16 protein-coding genes are annotated in these 17,888 nt (G+C 47.4%); 4 read left to right on the forward strand and 12 right to left on the reverse strand.

Going from position 1 to position 17,888, the window contains the following annotated elements:
- Positions 1 to 214 precede the first annotated feature (214 nt).
- From YH65_RS06690 to YH65_RS06705, 4 genes are read right to left on the reverse strand one after another with little or no spacing between them, the layout of a single operon-like run.
- The gene (locus YH65_RS06690; RefSeq protein WP_046551195.1) at positions 215 to 778 is read right to left on the reverse strand and encodes a PqiC family protein; all 564 of its coding nucleotides are present in this window, start codon (positions 776 to 778) and stop codon (positions 215 to 217) included.
- A complete protein-coding gene (locus YH65_RS06695) occupies positions 778 to 2,418 on the reverse strand; it encodes a PqiB family protein (RefSeq protein ID WP_046551196.1) in 1,641 nt (546 codons plus the stop codon). The genes YH65_RS06690 and YH65_RS06695 overlap by 1 nt, the downstream gene beginning before the upstream one ends.
- Positions 2,419 to 3,045, reverse strand: coding sequence for a paraquat-inducible protein A (locus YH65_RS06700; protein WP_046551197.1), 627 nt, complete (start codon positions 3,043 to 3,045; stop codon positions 2,419 to 2,421). It lies immediately after the preceding gene.
- Positions 3,042 to 3,698 carry a paraquat-inducible protein A gene (locus YH65_RS06705; protein WP_046551198.1) on the reverse strand — a complete coding sequence of 219 codons (657 nt, stop codon included), beginning with the start codon at positions 3,696 to 3,698 and terminating at the stop codon, positions 3,042 to 3,044. The genes YH65_RS06700 and YH65_RS06705 overlap by 4 nt, the downstream gene beginning before the upstream one ends.
- 50 nt (positions 3,699 to 3,748) lie before the next feature.
- Here YH65_RS06705 and YH65_RS06710 point away from each other — a divergent pair, with 50 nt between their 5' ends.
- Both YH65_RS06710 and YH65_RS06715 read left to right on the forward strand, forming a co-directional pair.
- On the forward strand, positions 3,749 to 4,456 hold the full coding sequence (locus tag YH65_RS06710; RefSeq protein WP_046551199.1) for a diacylglycerol kinase family protein: 708 nt from the start codon (positions 3,749 to 3,751) through the stop codon (positions 4,454 to 4,456).
- Positions 4,453 to 6,081, forward strand: coding sequence for a beta-N-acetylhexosaminidase (locus tag YH65_RS06715; RefSeq protein WP_046551200.1), 1,629 nt, complete (start codon positions 4,453 to 4,455; stop codon positions 6,079 to 6,081). The genes YH65_RS06710 and YH65_RS06715 overlap by 4 nt, the downstream gene beginning before the upstream one ends.
- A gap of 124 nt (positions 6,082 to 6,205) precedes the next feature.
- Here the strand turns inward: YH65_RS06715 and YH65_RS06720 are convergent, their stop codons facing one another.
- The 3 genes from YH65_RS06720 to YH65_RS06730 are packed head-to-tail and all read right to left on the reverse strand — an operon-like array spanning position 6,206 to position 9,641.
- Positions 6,206 to 7,381, reverse strand: coding sequence for an exo-beta-N-acetylmuramidase NamZ family protein (locus tag YH65_RS06720; protein WP_052746120.1), 1,176 nt, complete (start codon positions 7,379 to 7,381; stop codon positions 6,206 to 6,208).
- 12 nt (positions 7,382 to 7,393) lie between these two features.
- Positions 7,394 to 8,683 carry an ATP-dependent DNA helicase gene (locus YH65_RS06725; RefSeq protein ID WP_046551201.1) on the reverse strand — a complete coding sequence of 430 codons (1,290 nt, stop codon included), beginning with the start codon at positions 8,681 to 8,683 and terminating at the stop codon, positions 7,394 to 7,396.
- Positions 8,673 to 9,641: a ribonuclease T2 family protein gene (locus YH65_RS06730; protein WP_245609174.1), complete on the reverse strand. Its 969-nt coding sequence runs from the start codon at positions 9,639 to 9,641 to the stop codon at positions 8,673 to 8,675. Before YH65_RS06730 ends, YH65_RS06725 begins: the two co-directional genes overlap by 11 nt.
- Before the next feature lie 69 nt (positions 9,642 to 9,710).
- Between YH65_RS06730 and YH65_RS06735 the strand changes: the two genes are divergently transcribed.
- A complete protein-coding gene (locus YH65_RS06735) occupies positions 9,711 to 10,628 on the forward strand; it encodes an HpcH/HpaI aldolase/citrate lyase family protein (protein ID WP_046551203.1) in 918 nt (305 codons plus the stop codon).
- On the forward strand, positions 10,615 to 11,601 hold the full coding sequence (locus YH65_RS06740; protein WP_046551204.1) for a lytic murein transglycosylase: 987 nt from the start codon (positions 10,615 to 10,617) through the stop codon (positions 11,599 to 11,601). The genes YH65_RS06735 and YH65_RS06740 overlap by 14 nt, the downstream gene beginning before the upstream one ends.
- A gap of 10 nt (positions 11,602 to 11,611) precedes the next feature.
- On the opposite strand, the gene pcm is transcribed toward YH65_RS06740, so the two are convergent.
- The 5 genes from pcm to YH65_RS06765 form a co-directional block, all read right to left on the reverse strand.
- Positions 11,612 to 12,226 carry a protein-L-isoaspartate O-methyltransferase gene (gene pcm, locus YH65_RS06745; RefSeq protein ID WP_046551205.1) on the reverse strand — a complete coding sequence of 205 codons (615 nt, stop codon included), beginning with the start codon at positions 12,224 to 12,226 and terminating at the stop codon, positions 11,612 to 11,614.
- A gap of 1 nt (position 12,227) precedes the next feature.
- Entirely contained in the window at positions 12,228 to 13,031 is an 804-nt protein-coding gene (gene amrB / locus YH65_RS06750) for an AmmeMemoRadiSam system protein B (protein ID WP_046551206.1), read from the reverse strand.
- Positions 13,032 to 13,169: 138 nt separating this feature from the next.
- The gene (amrS, locus tag YH65_RS06755) at positions 13,170 to 14,180 is read right to left on the reverse strand and encodes an AmmeMemoRadiSam system radical SAM enzyme (RefSeq protein ID WP_084722045.1); all 1,011 of its coding nucleotides are present in this window, start codon (positions 14,178 to 14,180) and stop codon (positions 13,170 to 13,172) included.
- 181 nt (positions 14,181 to 14,361) lie between these two features.
- Positions 14,362 to 16,239 (reverse strand): putative bifunctional diguanylate cyclase/phosphodiesterase, encoded by a 1,878-nt coding sequence (locus YH65_RS06760; RefSeq protein ID WP_052746121.1) that lies wholly within the window; start codon positions 16,237 to 16,239, stop codon positions 14,362 to 14,364.
- A gap of 41 nt (positions 16,240 to 16,280) precedes the next feature.
- Entirely contained in the window at positions 16,281 to 17,726 is a 1,446-nt protein-coding gene (locus YH65_RS06765; RefSeq protein WP_245609175.1) for a DASS family sodium-coupled anion symporter, read from the reverse strand.
- Positions 17,727 to 17,888: the final 162 nt, after the last annotated feature.

Here is a 17,888-nt window from a genome sequence, read left to right on the forward strand (position 1 = left end):
AGAAATGAACGGTCCATACCTTTATAGTCATAAGAACTTTTTTAATTCTTACCTGATGCGAAGGAAAAAAGGATTTACCCAATTGAGATGGAGGTGAGTACCCAAAGAGAAGAAGTATACTACATAAAACTGATCATCAATAATGAAACTTTAAACTTAAAATAAGAAAGAAAAAACATCAACCCAAAATCATGAAAATAAATGAAACAAGTAATTAGAACAACTTGATACCAAGTGCCACCTGCTCTTCAAGCTGATCGAATGCTTTGTCCATAGCATCTACAATACTTGAAGCTTGGCTTCCCGAAGGTACGCTTGTACTGAAGAGTCTGGCCTTTCGTTTTCCTGTTCTCAGGTTTTCAAGCTGGATGGAAGCATCAAGGTAAACCCTGTTGCCCTGCGCAATGAAACGTGAGAGCTGTACTTTGACTCTGATTTTCGGCTGGGAACCGACACCCCATGGATAGCCATAGACTTCTGGCTGCTTGAACTTCTTCTGCAAATAGCTGATAAGCCTCTGTGTCAGCCCCTCATCGATATCTTCCGCCCAGCTTGCACCGCCCAGAAAAGAGACCTGGCTGTTTGACTTGGCTACCGCTATCTCCCTTTTGAAGAGATATTTCGGCACAGTGACCTTCTCTACACCGATGACACCGTTGAAAGACTTATATGTCGTGGCGGGCTGTGGTGCCGTGGAGAGGATGTAGTAGCTGGAAGTACCGCAGCCTCCCAGAGTCAGCAGCAGTAACAGTGTTGAAATGGTCTTTGTTCTAAACATTATTTATCTCCGAAAATGAGTGAATTTGGTTTACGGTTAAGCATCTTGAGGAACTCCTGCATCTCTCTGGAAGTTTGTGAAACAACCTTCAGTGTCTCTGTAAGCTGACGGCTGAGCAGAGAATTGCTCCCATAACCCTTGACGACCTTTTTCGTTGTCTTCAGCGTACGTGTTAATTCTTTAAGTGCCTTATCAATCTCATCTGGCATAGAAGCGAAAGTTTTCTTGCTGGTAAGTGCATTAAGGTTCTTCACTGTCTTTTTCAACTCTTCAAGTACTACATTGGCGTTGGCAACCGGCTTCTCGCTCTCTTTAACCACCTTGTTCAGCGAAGCAACAAGTTCTTCGATGGGCAACCTGTTGATCTTGTCCATGATCTTCGAGAGTCCGGCCATCATATCACCATTCACGGATCGCACGGTTGGGATAAGGGCATAGTTTCCTGTTTTTTCTATGCTTTTGTTCCCGTCGTTATCTGTAAAAAGAAGATTGACATAGAGCCTTCCCGTAATGGGGTCTATAGTGTCGATACGTGCGCGCAGCCCCTCCTCTACCGCATGATAGAGATTTGCTTTCCCTGTATCGTTCGCATCGGAAAGGTCGTCGAAAACGGAGGTGTCTATCTCGGTGAGCACCGTACCGTTCATTTTGTGCGTCTTTTTGTCGTAAGAGAGCGTAATTTCCGAAACAGTACCGATCCTGAAACCGTCATACTTTACAGGTGAGCCTATTTTCAGACTGGCGATGGAATCTTCCGTATGAAGCAAGAAGAAGCCGATCTCTTTTTTTTCATGACCCAGTTTTTTGGTATTGACAGAACTTCTGTTCTTGTGCAGGAGAAATGCAAATGTGTCCGGTACAGTACGGTTGGCATCCTTCCCTGTCGTAGAGAACTCTATGGCTCCCTGAAGGAGATCCGTCACGGGAGCGACTGTCACATCGAGCGTACCGTTTGCCAGTTCGGCATCCAGCGTACTTCTTACCCAGAATTTCGAATCGGTATGCACATAGGACACATACGCCTTGTCGATGAAGACGATCACATCTACAAAAACATCATCAAGCCCCAGCATCACATATTCGACACGTCCTACTTTGATGTTCTTCAGGTAGATCGGCGTGCCTGCTTTAACCGAACTCTCCCCCCGTGCTGTCCTCAGCACGAAATACTCACCGTTCCTGTCACTCCGGTAGGCATGTTCAAGTCCGACGAACGTTGTTTTCAACGCACCTCCTTTTTGGGAAGCCAGACCGATATAGTTACCGGAAACGATCGTCTCGAGTCCTGATATACCGGAAAAACCGAGTTCAGGTTTAACGATCCAGAATTTGGCATCTTCATTCAGATAGGGCTCGGCCACCTTGTCTATGCGGGCGATCACAGCAACCCCTTCTCCATTCTCTTGCAGTGTGATCTTCGTGACCGTACCTACTGGCACATCCTTGTACCGTATCTGGCTTTGGCCTGCTTTAAGCCCTTCATTGTTGGGAAAGATGATTTTGATCTCCGGCCCCAGCTCAGAGTAGTACTGGTATGCCAGCCATCCTGCGATAATGAGCGCAATGAAAGGAACGATCCAGATAGAGGTGAAAAAATTAAACTTGGTAGACTCCTCTACCTGCGGTAACTGTTCTGACATCTATTTCTTCTCCCTCATGGTATGTAGTGTTTTATTATCCTGGATCAGGCTTTCATCGAAGGCATGTGCTGCCAGCAGAGTAAAAAATACTGAAAGTGCAAAGGCGGTAGCAGCCGTTCCCGCAATGATCTCTATGTTCGCAAGGTGGATCAGTGCCATCAGTATCGCCACGACGAAAACATCTATCATCGACCAGGGACCGATCGCCTCTGTCATAAAATAAAGTTTATGCTTATTCACTTTGCTGTCTTTTCCTATGGGGTATTTTACACTAATTAAGAGATAAATCAAGACAAGAAACTTCACAATGGGTATCATAATGGAAGCAAAGAAGATGATTGCGGCTATGGGGTAAGAGCCATGCTCCCACAAAAGGATGACCCCACCGATGATCGTACTGCCCTCCTGATTGCCAAACTGCGAAGTGATCAGCATGGGGTAGAGGTTTGCCGGAATATAGGCGATCATCGCCGTAATAAGATAAGCCCAGCTCTTCTCCGTTTTGTAGCGTCTGTGCCTATAAATGTGGGAACCGCAGCGCCTGCAGATGTTTCTTTCTCCCTTCTTGATATTGACCGCTTCACAGGTCGGACAGCGTAGCAGATCCTCCTCTTTGACCTCCATCATAACGTATTCCCCATTGAATTCTCTTTCAAAAAGACTCTTTTACGCAACATCCATATTTCGGCAATATGGATACTCCGTGTAATATAAATATCGAGCAGGACAAAGACGATCAGCGCCCAGAAAGCGATCCCCATATGTATCTGTGCATACCCGATCAGTTTGACCAGTGCTACCAGAATACTCACAAGAAAGATATCGCTCATACTCCAGGGTTTCAGATGAGAGAGCAGTACCAGCAGCTCTTTGCTCAACTGTTCGCCTATGCCCAGCTTTAACAAGAGGAACACAAGCAGATAAAGCACAAAGATCATTACAGGAAAAATGAAGATCAAAAAAACACACAGCATCCCTACAATGAAAAAGCCGTTATCGAACAGGCTCATGATCGTCTTGGGGATCGTAATGAACTGTTCGCTTCCAAGCAGTTCTATCTTGACCAGGGGGAAGAAGTTGGCGACGAAAAAGAAGATGAGTGCCGTGATACTCAGAGCCAGTCCATGTTCTGCCAGACGGCTGTCATAGCGGTACATAACACTGCCGCATTCCGAACAGCAGGCTTTAGAACCGTCTTTAATAGGGACTTCCCGATGAAGCGTATGACACTGTGGACAGAGGACAAGTTCGTCAAGAGCATCTTCATTTTCAATTTTCATGGTTATAATTATAGCCAACGACATCTCTAATACCATTAAAAGAATGATTTATGCCAGCAAATACAAAGGGAACGATGAAGATACTCTCCATAGGAAAAACGCTTTCACATGAAGATCTCGCTATCACCTCTGTTTCCTCATCTTCTCTTCCTGAAATTCACAATATCCAAACCTATGACTATGTCATTATCAATGGCGGTGACGGGACCATCAGGCGTGTTCTTAACCAGCTTCACAACCTCAGCAGGATGCCAACCTTTATTCTCAATCCCACGGGTTCATTCAACGTCGTAGCCAAGATACACCGTGCACCAAAGATAGGTTCCGTCCTCGACAGCCTTGCAAAAGGTGAAAGACCCAAAACCCAAAAACACCACCTTTTTAAAATGAATGACGAGCTTTTCCTCTTTTCTGCCGGGAATATGGGAGACCTTCAACACATCTTTCTCTCGGAAACTCTTCGTTTCGGGTGGCTCAAACATGGCATAGCCAAATACATCCTTGCTGTAATCTTCCTCTTTCCCGTACATGTCATCATGACACCTTTTATGCTGATGAGCAGTACACGGTTCTTCATCTTCACGCCCCTGCGTTTCATCAAAAAGTTCGGAAGTTTCTACGGTGAGGTCCATGAGGTCGACCTCGACCTCGACAACGACTACAATATGATAGAACTCGACGGGGACATCGTCAATGTCAAAGGGCGGCATCTGCGCATCAGACAGGCAGGGAATGTACGGGTGGTGACGAAACAGTGAACACCCCGCTAAAACAATTCACACGATACCCCCTGACTTTATGGGTATTCATAATCATACCCTTCTTTCTTTTTGCCGGGAACGACATTGATGTCATCATCCCCAAACCACAGAAGCTCATCAAAAGCAGCGGTACATTCCAACTGAACAGAGAGACCCGTTACCTCTCCAACACAGTATTTGCAAACAATGCCATCAGCTACCTGCAAGATCATCTGAAACGGAATTCGGGGTATACACTGCAAAAAGCCCGTCGTGGTTCGAAAAACACCATCCGCTTTCGCTATGATTCACAAAAGATCAAAAAGGCCGAAGCCTACAGACTAAGAATAGACAAAGAGCAGGTCAGTATCGAAGCAAGGGACAAAGCCGGTTTTTTCTATGCAGTCATCAGTATGATGCAGCTGATCAATCCGGCTATATGGCGTAATGCAAACGGCAAAAAGATCAGGCAGTGGCAAATCCCCTCCTGTACTATCAAGGACTACCCTCGTTACAGATGGCGAGGGATGATGCTCGATGTCTCGCGTAACTTCTTCTCCAAAACCTATGTCAAAAAATTCATTGACCGTATGGCACAGCAGAAACTCAACCGCTTCCACTGGCATCTGACCGATGACGAGGGGTGGCGTATCGAGATAAAAAAGTATCCGCTGCTCACGAAGGTAGGTGCAAAACGCGGACCGGGGACCAAACTGCCCTTCTCCACTTTTCCAGCCATGCGCGGGCCTAAGAACAGGATACAGTCAGGGCATTACACCCAAAATGACATCAGAGAGATCGTTACCTATGCCAGAGCCCGTTCTATCGAGATACTGCCGGAGATAGACATGCCCGGCCACAGCAAAGCGGCCATCGCAGCCTATCCCAAACTATTACAGGACCCCAAAGACAAAAGCCGTTACCTCTCCGTACAGAGGGTTAGCAACAATACGATCAACCCTGGAATGGAAAGCACCTACATCTTTCTGGACAATGTTATTGCCGAGGTCAGCAGGCTCTTCCCCTTCGGATACATCCATCTGGGGGGTGACGAAGTTCCAAAAGGAGCATGGAGCAGATCTCCTGCCGTAAAGAAGTTGATGAAGAAAAAAAAGTTAAAAAGTACTAGAGAGGTACAGAACTATTTCTTTACTCAAATGGACAGTATACTTGCCAAACACGGTAAAAAGATGATCGCATGGCAGGAGGTTCTTTCAGAAAAACCAGAACTGAGACAGGATGATATCTTCATGGCATGGAAAAGCCCCAAATCAGGCTATAGGGCCATAAAGAAAAAACGTAATGTCATCATGGCACCGGTACAGTACCTCTATTTCGACCAGCAGTACATACGGAACAGAAAAGAACCGGGGCATACCTGGTCCACCCCTGTCAGCACCCAAAAAGCATACAGTTTCAAGCCCGGAAGCTCCCGCTATCTCAAAGGTATACAGGCCTGTCTGTGGTCGGAAACACTGCTTAATGAAAAGATAGCCGACTACCTGGCATGGCCAAGGAGCTTCGCTCTCTCGGAAGTGGCATGGACGGAACAGAAGAGGCGGAATTGGAAAGACTTTCGGAAACGTGTTAAAAATAGAGGCCTTAAGAGGTTACAGATCCAGAATATCCATTACAGACCATAATACAATCTCTCGCGTAGGGTGTCCGTGTCCCCACGGCACCAGAAATCAATCATAAAAAAATGTTGTTTATGCATGGCTTAATCGGTGCTGTCAGGGGACAGCACCCTACGCGATCCCAATCATATTACGGATAGAGAAGATATTTTGTACGTATCTTTCTGAACTTCCTAAGATCTTTCCCCCAGCTTTTTCGTATCGATGCCTCGGAAGCTCCGGAAATGATCTGTTTTCGTAACTGATCCGTTCCTGCCAGCCTGTTGAAAAAACTGTTCCCGAGGAAAAAATGCTTTTTGTCGGAGTAATTGACATAGGCATCCCTCAGATAAGAGAGGTTCAGCTGCTTTCTACGACGTTCTTTTTCAATATCTACTCTGCTTAGATCAATCCCGTAACACCGTTTTCCTTTGTATTTTGGATATCTGGCCCCCGGTCTCGACTTTGGAATAAAAGAGAACTTTTTAACCCTGTATTTTGGTGCACCGTAGAGCTGGAAAGGCTTGGCAGTACCTCTTCCTGCTGAAATGACTGTCCCCTCAAAAAAAGCCAGTGACGGATACAGCATAATTGCCCTGTCATTTGGCAAATTGGGAGAAGGCTTGACCGGCAGGGAATAGAAAGAATCATGCGTATAGTTTTTCAGTGGTATGACAGTCAGCTTCGCCTGTACACCATGCTTCAGCCATCTTTCCCCATTGAGCATTTTGGCATACTCCCCGATGGTCATACCGTACACGACCGGTACGGGGTCAAGACCGACAAAGCTGCGATACCGCTTCTTCAGTACCGGGCCGTCTACATAATGCCCGTTGGGGTTGGGTCTGTCCAGGACCATGACCGGAATGCGCTGCTCTGCTCCCGCTTCCATGACATAATGCAGGGTTGAGAGGTATGTGTAGAACCGTACACCCGCATCCTGGATATCGAAGAGGATCAGATCGATCCCTTTCAAGTCCTTTTTTGTAGGCTTTTTATGTTTGCCATACAAAGAGATGATGGGGAGACCGGTCCTGGGGTCACGGCTGTTCCCGAGATGCGCACCTGCATCTGCCGTTCCGCGAAAACCATGCTCCGGCGCAAAGATCTTTTTGATTTTAATGCCGTGTTTCAACAAATAATCCACTAGATGTATTCTGCCGATCAGAGAGGCGTGGTTGACCACCAGTGCGATGCTCTTCCCTTTTAAAAGCGGCAGATACAATTCGGGACGCTCAGCCGCCGGTGTGATCTTCCCTGCAAAAAGTACAGCTGAAAAAAGGAGGTATATCCCCATAATCTGTACAGTTTTTTTTACAATACCCATGATCACACTGTCCTATACCATAACAGGCAGGTCCCGGTAATACGCTACCACTCTCTGGTCAACATGGATGACCCGCTGCAGGTACTGTGAAAGGTCACCCCGGCTGAAATCGATCTTCAGCCGTTTGGGGTCGATGGCCCTTGAGATGGCTACGTAGAACTGGCTTGGCGCAAAGATATTGTCGACATTGCAGACGAGGTTGTCTATACTCATGCCCTGCGACTTGTGTATGGTCACGGCATAGGCGAGCTTCAGCGGGAACTGCGAGAGGGTAGCCAGAGACATCGTTTCGATGGCTCCATCCTCCTTGACCGCCATGTCGAGCAGGTCGAAGTCATGGCGCTCCACACGGACGTACTCCTCCTCCTTCTCGACAATGAGGTAGTCATCCTCTATCTTTTTGAGGATCCCCCGCTCCCCGTTGACGAATTTACCCCATTTATTCACGGTAAAGAGAATGGGCACGCCCTCTTTAAGCGTCAGCTGTTCGGAAATAGGCAGCAGTTTCTTCCAGCCTGCCAGTTTCTTTTCGTGTACCTTGCCGAACATTTCGATATTGGCAAAAAGAATGGTCTCTTCGGTCTCAAGCTCGTTGATCCTGGCGCGGTTGGTCTGTTCGACCTCAAGATTTCGGCCATAAAGACAGGTCGGGTCCTTCTCCAGATCTTCGTTGTTCCAGAGGCGCATCATGTACTGCACGACCTCTTCGTCGCAGATCCCCTTGCGTACTTTGGAGAGGATGTGTGTGAACTCAGCATCCTGCGTCCGTTTCATTTCGGTCAGTTCGATGACCGTCAGGTCGAAACGCTCCCATGCCATACTCTCGAAGGCATAGAGCTTCTCACCGAAGACATCGTTGCGGCTGTTCTGCTTCTGCACCGGCGGCAGCTGAAAGAAATCTCCCACAAAAAGCACTTTGCCCAGGTAGCCGTAATTGTTAAGCCGGTAGGCGATCATGTCAAGTAGGTCGGTACTGACCATCGAGATCTCGTCGATGATGATGAGATCGGTAGCCTTGAGGACTTTTTTCAGGTCGGCCAGGCGCTTTTTGGCACGTTTGTCCGAGGCGGCAAGTTCATCGAAATTCGAAGCAATACCGAAAGCAAAAAAACTGTGTACGGTAAATCCCCTGATGTTAACGGCGCTCACCCCCGTCGAACCCAGTGCCACTACCTGTTTTCCGCGTTTTCTGTAGTCAGAGATCACTTCGTTGGTAATGTAGCTTTTCCCTACCCCCGCACCTCCGGTCAGAAAGACATTGGAGTGTTTCAGTGCTTCAAGTACGTCGATCTTAGTAGCCATAGCCTGCCTTGTCTATGATACCGCTCTGGCACCGGCTTCGTGTTGGTTTTCCGCTTTTAAGCATGGTGGAAAGATCTTCCCCTTTATTTCCCATATGCAGCCAGAGTTCGGTAATGAGCCCGTTTTGGCAGCGAAGCTCCACACGTTTTCCCGACCCTTTTCCAAAGGTGTTGTCAAAAAGGAATCGTACCTGTTTGAGGGTCACTCTCTTCCCCGCATTATTGACAAAGAAGCGGCTCACTTTCGAACCGTTCACCTGCTCCGTCAAAATTATGGCATCTTTAAAATAGCTCTGTGCATCGGTCCCGTAGCAGCTTCCGTGCTTCACCCACTCGTGCCGTTGCAGGTTGGAAGAGACTCCGGGCATCACTTTTGAAAGTTTCTCTTTCAGTTCACTGTCCAGTTCCGGTTCAGGCAGTCTGTTCCACTGCCCGTGCCTGTCCAGCGTGACCAGTCCAGCATCGACATTGCAGTAACTGTTGCTCTGCGGCTGCGGCCAGAGTCCATGCAGTACGAAGTGGCTCTCGCTGTAACGCTTCTGCCCAAAACTGAAGAGTGGCTGCCGACACTCTTTTCTGCTGCGATGTGTTTCACAGAAGGCATTCTGCCAGGAGAGTGCCAGAAGCGAATATTTCGGCTTGGCACTATTTTGATATTTTTTAGTATGTTCCGATTTAATCGTATTGTTATTATATGTGTTATATGATGATGTTTTCGAAGGAAAACAGCTCTCATCCACCCAACGCTGTGCCGGATTCTCACCTTTGACCAGGACGAGTATCTGTCCCTTGTGCTGCTGAAGCATAGTATATTCCCGCTGGGTGTCCAGATGGACATTATGACTGTTCTGCGTATGCTTCATATTGTTGTACGCTGAGCAGCTTTTCGCCGGTACGGCTTCATACCTTGCTTCTATAAAGAGTGTAGAGAAGATCAGCAGGAACAAGATTTGTTTCATACAAATAAGCCTTATGTTATTTTGGAATGTATTATATCGTTTTGGGATAAGTTTTGATATGATTACTTCATGATATTTGAAAACCTTGAAACAATCCCCAAAACCTTTGGCAACAAAAAGAAAAACCCCTGTTCCCATCAACGCAGGCGCTCCAACATGATGCTCAACCCCCTGAACCTCAAGCATCTCAACCGAATGGACAAAAGCCCTGCCGATATGATCACCCTCAATCTCGAAGATGCCATCGCGCCAAGCCGTAAAAAAGAAGCACTGCATAACATCGCACTCTTTCTCTCTTACATGGAACGAAGCGATAGTTTCATTATCATACGAACCAATCCACTGAATGAAGGCGGAGCGGAAGAGATAAGCTTTCTGAACGATTTCGGCTTCGACGCCATCCGCATAGCCAAGGTGAAGGACCAGACCGAGATCGCACAGGCACTTACCCTGCTTTCAGATAACAAGGAGCTGCATATCTCTCTGGAGACCAAAGAAGCGTTTGAAAAATTAAATACCCTGCGTATTGACGAGCGGCTGACCACTGCCAACCTCGGTATACTTGACCTCCTGAGCTCACTTGGACTGCCGCAGTCCATCGTCACGCCAGACAACCCGACCATCGACTACATTCTCTCCAAATTCCTTGTGGATGCCAAAACAGCCGGCATACACCCCATCTCCTTCATGTTCCAGGAGTACAACGATACGGAAACCTTCAAAGCCTGGTGTGAACAAGAGAAGAAGATGGGCTTTGAAGGCAAAGCATGTATGGGCCCCAAGCAGGTCAATATCGCCAATACTGTTTTTAGTATTAATGAATATGAAATTGAAAGGGCACGGCACATCAAATCTGTCTTCGAAGAACATTCTGCCCAGGGCATCAACGGTTTCATGGATGGGAAGTATGGATTCATTGATGAGCCGATCTATCGGGATGCTCTATTGATACTAAATAATATAGGAGAAGAATATGCGACCGCTTAAACTGCTCTTTCTCATTACAATGATCCCCCTCTTCCTGCTGGCCAACGATGACCGGCCGCCTGTCAGGTACGACTACCTCTCCAAACCTGATGTCCAGCGTTTCATCAGAATGATGCACACGCGCTACGGTTTCAGTGAAAGTTATCTGAAAAATGTCTTCAAACATGCCAGGCTCGACAGGGACACGCTGGCGCGCTATACGGGAAAGTTCAAGAAGAACACGACTGTGGGAAGCTGGGAACGTTTCAAACTGCATGTGGTCAATCCTGAAACCTTCAGGGAGGCAAAAGCCTTTAAACGAAAGCACTACAGGACCCTGAAAAAGGCCGAAAGGGCTTACGGGGTAGATATGGACTACATTGTTGGTTTTTTGGGCGTAGAGAGCCGTTTTGGGAACTATACGGGTGATTATAATATTCTTGATGCCCTTGCCACGCTTGCCTTTCATAAAAACCGTATGCAGAAGTTCTTTAAGAGTGAACTCAAACACCTCTTTCTCTTTGCCAGGGAAAAGAAGTACGACATCACCAGGTTACAGGGCTCGTTTGCCGGTGCCATGGGCTGCGTGCAGCAGGTCCCCTCAGTCGCACGCCGTTTCAACAGGGACTTCGACGGTGACGGTGCCAGTGTATGGGATATAGAGGACTGTATAGGCTCGATCGCATCCTTCATGCACAAGAACCGGTGGAAAAAAAGGATGCCCGCTGTCATTCCTGCCAGATACAAAGGCGGCAAACGCTTTATGCGGCTGCGTACCTCTCATAAACGTATGCTTCCCATGCGTACCATCAGAAAGACGGGGGTCACTCCTGCACGGCCTTTCCCGTGGAATAAAGCCTATCTCATCAAAACACGTAACAGAACGCATGACGACCTCTGGTTGGGAACAGCCAACTTCAGAGTGCTTACACGCTACAACAACTCGGCCAACTACGGTGTAGCGATCTACCTGATCGCAGAATCGGTAAAATAATCCGAGATAATCAATAGATCAGCGGTACGAAACGGAACCCCGGGTACTCCTCTTTGGAGATGCGGCCGTCAGAAAGCTTTCTGAAACGGAAAATGGAATTCCTTACCGGAATGACCAGCACTCCTCCCGGCTTCAACTGCGCAAAAAGTTCCTCTGGTATCTCACTGCTGCTGGCGGAGACCAGTATTCTGTCGAAGGTCTCACCCGGCTTTCCCAGCGCTTCTCCTGCCTTTTGAATGCTGCAGTGGGGACCGAAGTCGAACTTTGAAAGATTGTGCTTTCCCGCCTCAACAAGACTCTCTACCCTCTCCAACCCCTCAACACTTCCGCTTTTTCCTGCGATGCTGCAGAGCAGTGCCGTTGTCCATCCCGACCCTGAACCGATATCGAGTATTTTGTCTCCTTCATGCGGCTCCAACAGTTCGAGCATGAAAGCTACAGTGGAGGGTTGTGAGATCGTCTGGTCGTTTCCTATGGGCAGAGGGGCATCGATGTAAATGTACTCCCCGAATGATTCAGGAATGAAGTTTTTTCTGTCCACTTTCTTGAACGCCTCGATGATCCGGGGTGTTCGCAAAGCACCGCCAACGATCATCGAATCGATCAGTTCCTGCATATTCTTCATTTTACTCTCCCAGAAAAGCGGCACTCATATAGCCGACGACCTGGGATTCATCGCCGCTGGCATCCGCACTGGTCCTGTAGTCGAGCAGCAGCGGTTTCAGCCCTCTTCTCTTGGCTGCGATCAGCATTGCCTCCACACCGATCTTTCCACAGGCCTCGCATCCCTGATGCAGTTCTGCCGTATCAAGCTTCTGCACAGCATCCATACAGATGCTGTCAAGCCTCTTCGCCTTCTCTATGTCATAGTAATGGCTCAGGTCCGTGCTTATGACCACAACAGTATCGGGGTCATCCAGCAGATAGTCTATCACTTCCGCCAGTCTTGCCGGGTCTTCATCACCGTACACCAGTTCCACTACGGATGCATCCGTGTCGTAGGTCTTGACGAAGGGCATCTGCACTTCCGTACTGTGTTCATGATGGGCATCCGGAACGAACTGAAGGCCGAACCTGCTTTTTAGTTCATTGACCAGTTCTCTGTCGATGGGCAACGCTCCCAAAGGGGTATTGTAACTGTCATAATCTGAAATACTCGTTCCTTTCAGATAGACCCTGTGGCTTGGGCCGATCACGACCACCCTCTTGGCTTCTGTATTTCCCAGCAGACGCATGGCGACATTGGCCGTAAAGGCTGAATAGACATAGCCTGCATGCGGTACGATGACCGCCCTTGGTTTCATATGCAGCAGCTCTTCATTCTGAAGATGCTCCTCTATGATCCTGTTATAGTGTTCGAACATCTCTTTGATCTCATTGGCATCTGACGGGTAGAACTGTCCCGCTACAGCTGTTTCTCTTGTACTCATATTACTTTTCTCCTATTTTAATATTATTTAGTATAATACTACACTTTCGATTGGAATCGGATACTTCAATACAGTGTATCCTGTAGATGGTTCCGAATTTGCCGAGGCTGAAGCCAACGGTTCCAAACGAGGCCATCATTATTTCCAGATTCCTTCTATCTCTCTCTTGCATTTCGGACAGTGTCCATCCTCCAACCGGTTGACTGTGACCGAATACCCCGTTCTGTCTATCAGCAGTTCACCACAGTCCGGACAATAGGTATCGCCGTGCACCGGTACATTGCCGAGGTAGATATAGTGCAAGCCGGCTTCCTGTCCGATCTTTTTGGCGCGCATCAGTGTCTCCAGACCTGTGGCCTGATGATCCAGCATCTTGTAATCCGGATGGAAAGCGCTCAGGTGCCACGGGACATGTTTTCCCAGTTCATCGGCGATGAACGCCGCCATCTCCTGCAGGTCCCTGTCGCTGTCGTTCTCTCCGGGAATGATCAGTGTGGTCACTTCGACCCAGATACCCTCGCCTACCATTCTTCTAAGGGTTTCTTTCACACCTTCAAGACCACCTTTGAGGACCTTTTTATAGTAGGCATCGTCCCAGCTTTTGAGGTCGATGTTGGCTGCATCAAGCCAACCCGGCATATCTGCAATGATCTCTTTCGTTTCGAACCCGTTGCTGACAAAAATGTTCTTCAGCCCTCTCTCTTTGGCGATCACACCGATATCTTTGGCATAAGGGTAAAAGATGGTGGGTTCGTTGTAGGTATAGGCGATCGAAGCGGCTCCGTGTTCAAAGGCAAGGTCCACCATTTTTTCCGGAGAAACTTCTATCTGCTTGTTGACATGTGTCTCCTGCGAGATATCCCAGTTCTGGCAGAAAGGACATTTAAAATTACACCCTACCGTACCGAACGAAAGCGCTTTGCTTCCCGGCAACAGGTGATAAAGCGGTTTCTTCTCGACCGGATCGACATTGAGTGCCACGGGATGCCCGTAGACAAGATTCTTCAACTCCCCGTTCTCATTCTTGTTGACCCCGCAGATCCCGACCTGCCCCTCTTTGAGCTTGCAGTAGTGCTGACAGAGCAGACAGACTATCCGGTCTTTCCCTTCTTCTGTTTTATAATATTTCATGTTTTCGTGTGCTGTCATAGAGACTCCTTCTTTTAAACCTTTATATAGAAAGGCTCAACTTTCTTTCACTATACCATATAGGTTTGAAAAAGTCAAGAGACGGGAATAAAAATAGTATATCAGGGAAAAGAGAGGAAGGTGATCCATAAAATGGGAAGGGGAATACTGGATCGGCAATCCGTACAGGGAGTTGAAATATCTACTCGCCTATTTCAAAATGATGCTGCTCTCTGTTGTTGAGATAAAAGGTTTCAAACGCCTTTTGTTCCAGTGCTTTGGAGAAATAGAACCCCTGGAAGACCTCACATCCCTTGCTTTTAAGGAACTTGAACTGCTCTTCACTCTCTACGCCCTCTGCTACGGTTGTAAGGTTGAATATCTTTGCCATCGCCAGGATCGTGCTGATCATCAGCCTGTCGGACTCGTATTTGTTGATATGATTGACAAAAGAACGGTCTATCTTCAATTCTTCGATGGGCATTTGACGCAGAGAGCTCAGAGAGGAGTATCCGGTACCGAAGTCATCCATTGAAAATGCTATTCCGATACGTCTCAGTTTGTTCATAATAGCGATGATCTTGTACATATCCTCTATCATGATCGTCTCGGTCACTTCAAAAATGACCTTCTTCCTGGTATCTTCTGTGAGGTATTTTTCGACAAGTGCTTCAACCTGTCCCAAAAAATCCACATGGAAGAACTGGCGTACACTGAGATTGACAGAGAACTGCTCCAGTACAATACCCTGCTCCTCCCACCGCTTCAGTGTTTTGAAGGCTTCCTCTATAATGTACTGTCCCAATTCAATAATAAGTCCGGTCTTCTCGGCAATCCCTATGAATTCGGAAGGAGGTATGAAACCGAATTTGTCATTTTTCCATCGTACCAGTACTTCACAGCCTACCAACTGGCGGTCCTGGTTCATCTGAGGCTGATAACGCAAGTCTATTTCATTGTGTTCAAGCGCAAAATAGAGTTTTCTCTCCAGTTCAAGATGGTACTCCACCCTTTTCGCCAATGCTTCGTTAAACACGATGATCCCGTCACGCCCCTGTGCTTTAGCCTCATACATCGCAATATCGGCTTCTTTAATGAAATGTCTCGCTTCAGAGGAGGTACGCCCGATACCGTTCACCCCGATACTCGCACTCAGATAAAGGTGGTGCCGGTCGATCAGGTAAGGTTCTTTCAGACGCTGTAGAAGCTTCTGGGCAAAGGTATAGGAGATCTCCCTGCAATGCTCCCTATACTCGAACTCTTCACTCACTATGGTAAACTCATCTCCTCCAAGACGGGAGATCACATGGTTACTTCCACAAAATTCTTTGATCCTGCTGGCTACCTCTATCAGTACCTTGTCCCCTATTTCATGGCCAAGCGTATCATTGATGGTTTTGAAGTAGTCCAGGTCAATCAACAAGATATAGGCAAACTTATTGGAATAATGTACTCTTTTGATCAGCTGATCCATATAGTCAACAAAGTACCGGCGGTTGAAGAGCCCGGTAAGCGCATCATGCTGTGCCTGATAGTAATTTTTCTGAAGCATCTGATAGCTGTTGTCAGAAGCATAGAACAGCACTCCCCACAGTATCATGGAAAAAATGGCAAGCACATAACCGTACCATTCCCCGATAAGTGAGAAGTAGACCACCAGCGGCAGCATCAGTATTGCCAGTACAGGCAGGAAAAGGCGCTTGTCCGCAATCAAAATGGCAGATGCAACGACCGCGGCCCCCAACTGTGTAAAGATAGCGATGTAGTGCATCTTGCTCTCGGTCTCATTGGCATAGAGTATGAATATTAGACTCCACAAAGCAAAAATGATGTAAAAGAACACCATCAGCCTGGTATACCAGGATTTTAGATCCGCTGTATTCATCTGTTCGGGTTTGTATCCCTTATACAGGAACCAGCCCCACAGGGAGACAAGCAGCATCAAGCCGTACCATCCAAGGGCAGGCATGACAATACCGTGAAGCCATGCCAAACCTATATAGGCCAGGCCAGGCAGCAGGGAAAGTGCCGTCATGAGAGGAATATGTTTTTTTAGAGTATAGGTACTGTATCGATTCATAATATTATTTTAGTATTTTTTTTTATAATTTTAGATTAAGTTTATGTTATAAATATAATCCATGCCGTACCTACCGTAAGAAATATCAGCGTATTGACTGCCGTGATAATCCCGCCTATCTTATACACTTCACCCGCTTCGATATAGCCGCTTCCCGTATAGATCACATTCGCAGAGGAGCCCTGCGGTGTGATGATGGCATTGAAATTGGTAGCAAAAAGAAGCATGTATGCCATCAGTTCCGATGGCACACCCGCTTTCAACGCTACCCCGAGGAAGACCGAGAAAAGTGCCAGCATCTGCGCGGTCTGGGAAACAAAAAAGTAGTGTATCAGCACATATCCGACGATTAGAGAGACATACACTACCGGCCAGGAGAATCCCTCGACGCTTGTCGAAATGTGTTCACCCACCCACCCCATAAATCCCAGTTCATTGAGGTATTTGGACATGGCATACAAAATAGCGAACCAGACCAGCGTTCCCAGGGCATTCCCCTCGCCTCTGAGGTCATCGAGTGTGAAAATATTTGTCAGCATCAAAATACCCAATCCCAAAAAGGCAACGGCCGTCTTGTCCAGACCCCAGCTGCCGGACATTACCCAAAGTATCACCATACCGATAAATACACCTGCCATGATCCACTCATTTTTATGTACAGGTCCCATCTTATCCAGCGCTTTCTGTGCGATCTGCGGTGCTTCTGGCGTCTCTTTGAGTTCGGGAGGGTAAATCTTGAAAATTACCCAGGGTACGAGAAAATAGAGGATAAGCACCGGTACGGAAGCAGCCAACGCCCAGGAACCGTAGGAGATCTCCACTCCCAACTTCTGGGCCATCTTCGCACCGGCAGGATTCGCTGCCATAGCGGTCAGCCAGAGTGTGGATGAGAGTGTCAGGCCGGCCATGGAGGTCATCATCAGAAAAGAACCGATCTTCTTGCGTGACCCGTCAGAGACTTTCGATCCACTGTCCGCCGCCAAAGCATTCACAATGGGGAAAAGTACCCCGGACCGTGCCGTATTGCTCGGGAATGCCGGGGAGATGAACATATCGGCCGCCACGATGGAGTACCCCAGTTTCAGACTCGAAGTACCGAACTTCCTGATGATCAAAAAGGCGATCCGCTTGCCAAGCCCCGATTTGATGACCCCTCTGGCTATCAGAAAAGCAACGATGATCAACAGAATAAACCCTTCGGAGAAACCGCTGTAGGCCTGTTTGGTTGTAAGGGTACCCGTCAATATCACGGCTGCAAGCGCAAGTATAGAAGAAGTGAAGATCGGCATGGCATTGATAATCACCGCAAAGATAGCCGAAATGAAAATGGCGAACAGATGCCAGGCCTGCGTCTCAAGACCGGAGGGTGTAGGCAGGAACCACAAAATAAGGCCCGAAAGAAGAACTGCGGCCTGCAGCCAGTGTTTTTCCATGGTCTTTTTAGGATGATGTGACATTATTTCCTCTTCTTTATTGATCTGGAACACCGAAAATCTATTTTACTATAATTAGTTGTGAAGCAGGTTTATATGATCCGTATATAGTTGTTTGCATAATTTGGCTTTAAGTCAGAGGGTGGCAAAATAAAATAACCGGGTATTATTAATTCGAAGAATAGCCTGTATATAAAATACCAGAATACCTAATTC

Origin of the sequence: Sulfurovum lithotrophicum (assembly GCF_000987835.1) — a bacterium.
GTDB classification, from domain to species: Bacteria; Campylobacterota; Campylobacteria; order Campylobacterales; family Sulfurovaceae; genus Sulfurovum; species Sulfurovum lithotrophicum.

Bases quoted from the DNA above. Each gene is read 5' to 3' on its own strand.
- amrS (WP_084722045.1), bottom strand. From the start codon at position 14,180: ATGACAGCACACGAAAACATGAAATATTATAAAACAGAAGAAGGGAAA.
- YH65_RS06735 (WP_046551203.1), top strand. From the start codon at position 9,711: ATGATATTTGAAAACCTTGAAACAATCCCCAAAACCTTTGGCAACAAA.
- YH65_RS06725 (WP_046551201.1), bottom strand. From the start codon at position 8,683: ATGGCTACTAAGATCGACGTACTTGAAGCACTGAAACACTCCAATGTC.
- YH65_RS06700 (WP_046551197.1), bottom strand. From the start codon at position 3,045: ATGATGGAGGTCAAAGAGGAGGATCTGCTACGCTGTCCGACCTGTGAA.
- YH65_RS06720 (WP_052746120.1), bottom strand. From the start codon at position 7,381: ATGGGTATTGTAAAAAAAACTGTACAGATTATGGGGATATACCTCCTT.
- YH65_RS06740 (WP_046551204.1), top strand. From the start codon at position 10,615: ATGCGACCGCTTAAACTGCTCTTTCTCATTACAATGATCCCCCTCTTC.
- YH65_RS06690 (WP_046551195.1), bottom strand. From the start codon at position 778: ATGTTTAGAACAAAGACCATTTCAACACTGTTACTGCTGCTGACTCTG.
- YH65_RS06695 (WP_046551196.1), bottom strand. From the start codon at position 2,418: ATGTCAGAACAGTTACCGCAGGTAGAGGAGTCTACCAAGTTTAATTTT.
- pcm (WP_046551205.1), bottom strand. From the start codon at position 12,226: ATGAAGAATATGCAGGAACTGATCGATTCGATGATCGTTGGCGGTGCT.
- YH65_RS06710 (WP_046551199.1), top strand. From the start codon at position 3,749: ATGCCAGCAAATACAAAGGGAACGATGAAGATACTCTCCATAGGAAAA.
- YH65_RS06730 (WP_245609174.1), bottom strand. From the start codon at position 9,641: ATGAAACAAATCTTGTTCCTGCTGATCTTCTCTACACTCTTTATAGAA.
- YH65_RS06760 (WP_052746121.1), bottom strand. From the start codon at position 16,239: ATGAATCGATACAGTACCTATACTCTAAAAAAACATATTCCTCTCATG.
- YH65_RS06705 (WP_046551198.1), bottom strand. From the start codon at position 3,698: ATGAAAATTGAAAATGAAGATGCTCTTGACGAACTTGTCCTCTGTCCA.
- amrB (WP_046551206.1), bottom strand. From the start codon at position 13,031: ATGAGTACAAGAGAAACAGCTGTAGCGGGACAGTTCTACCCGTCAGAT.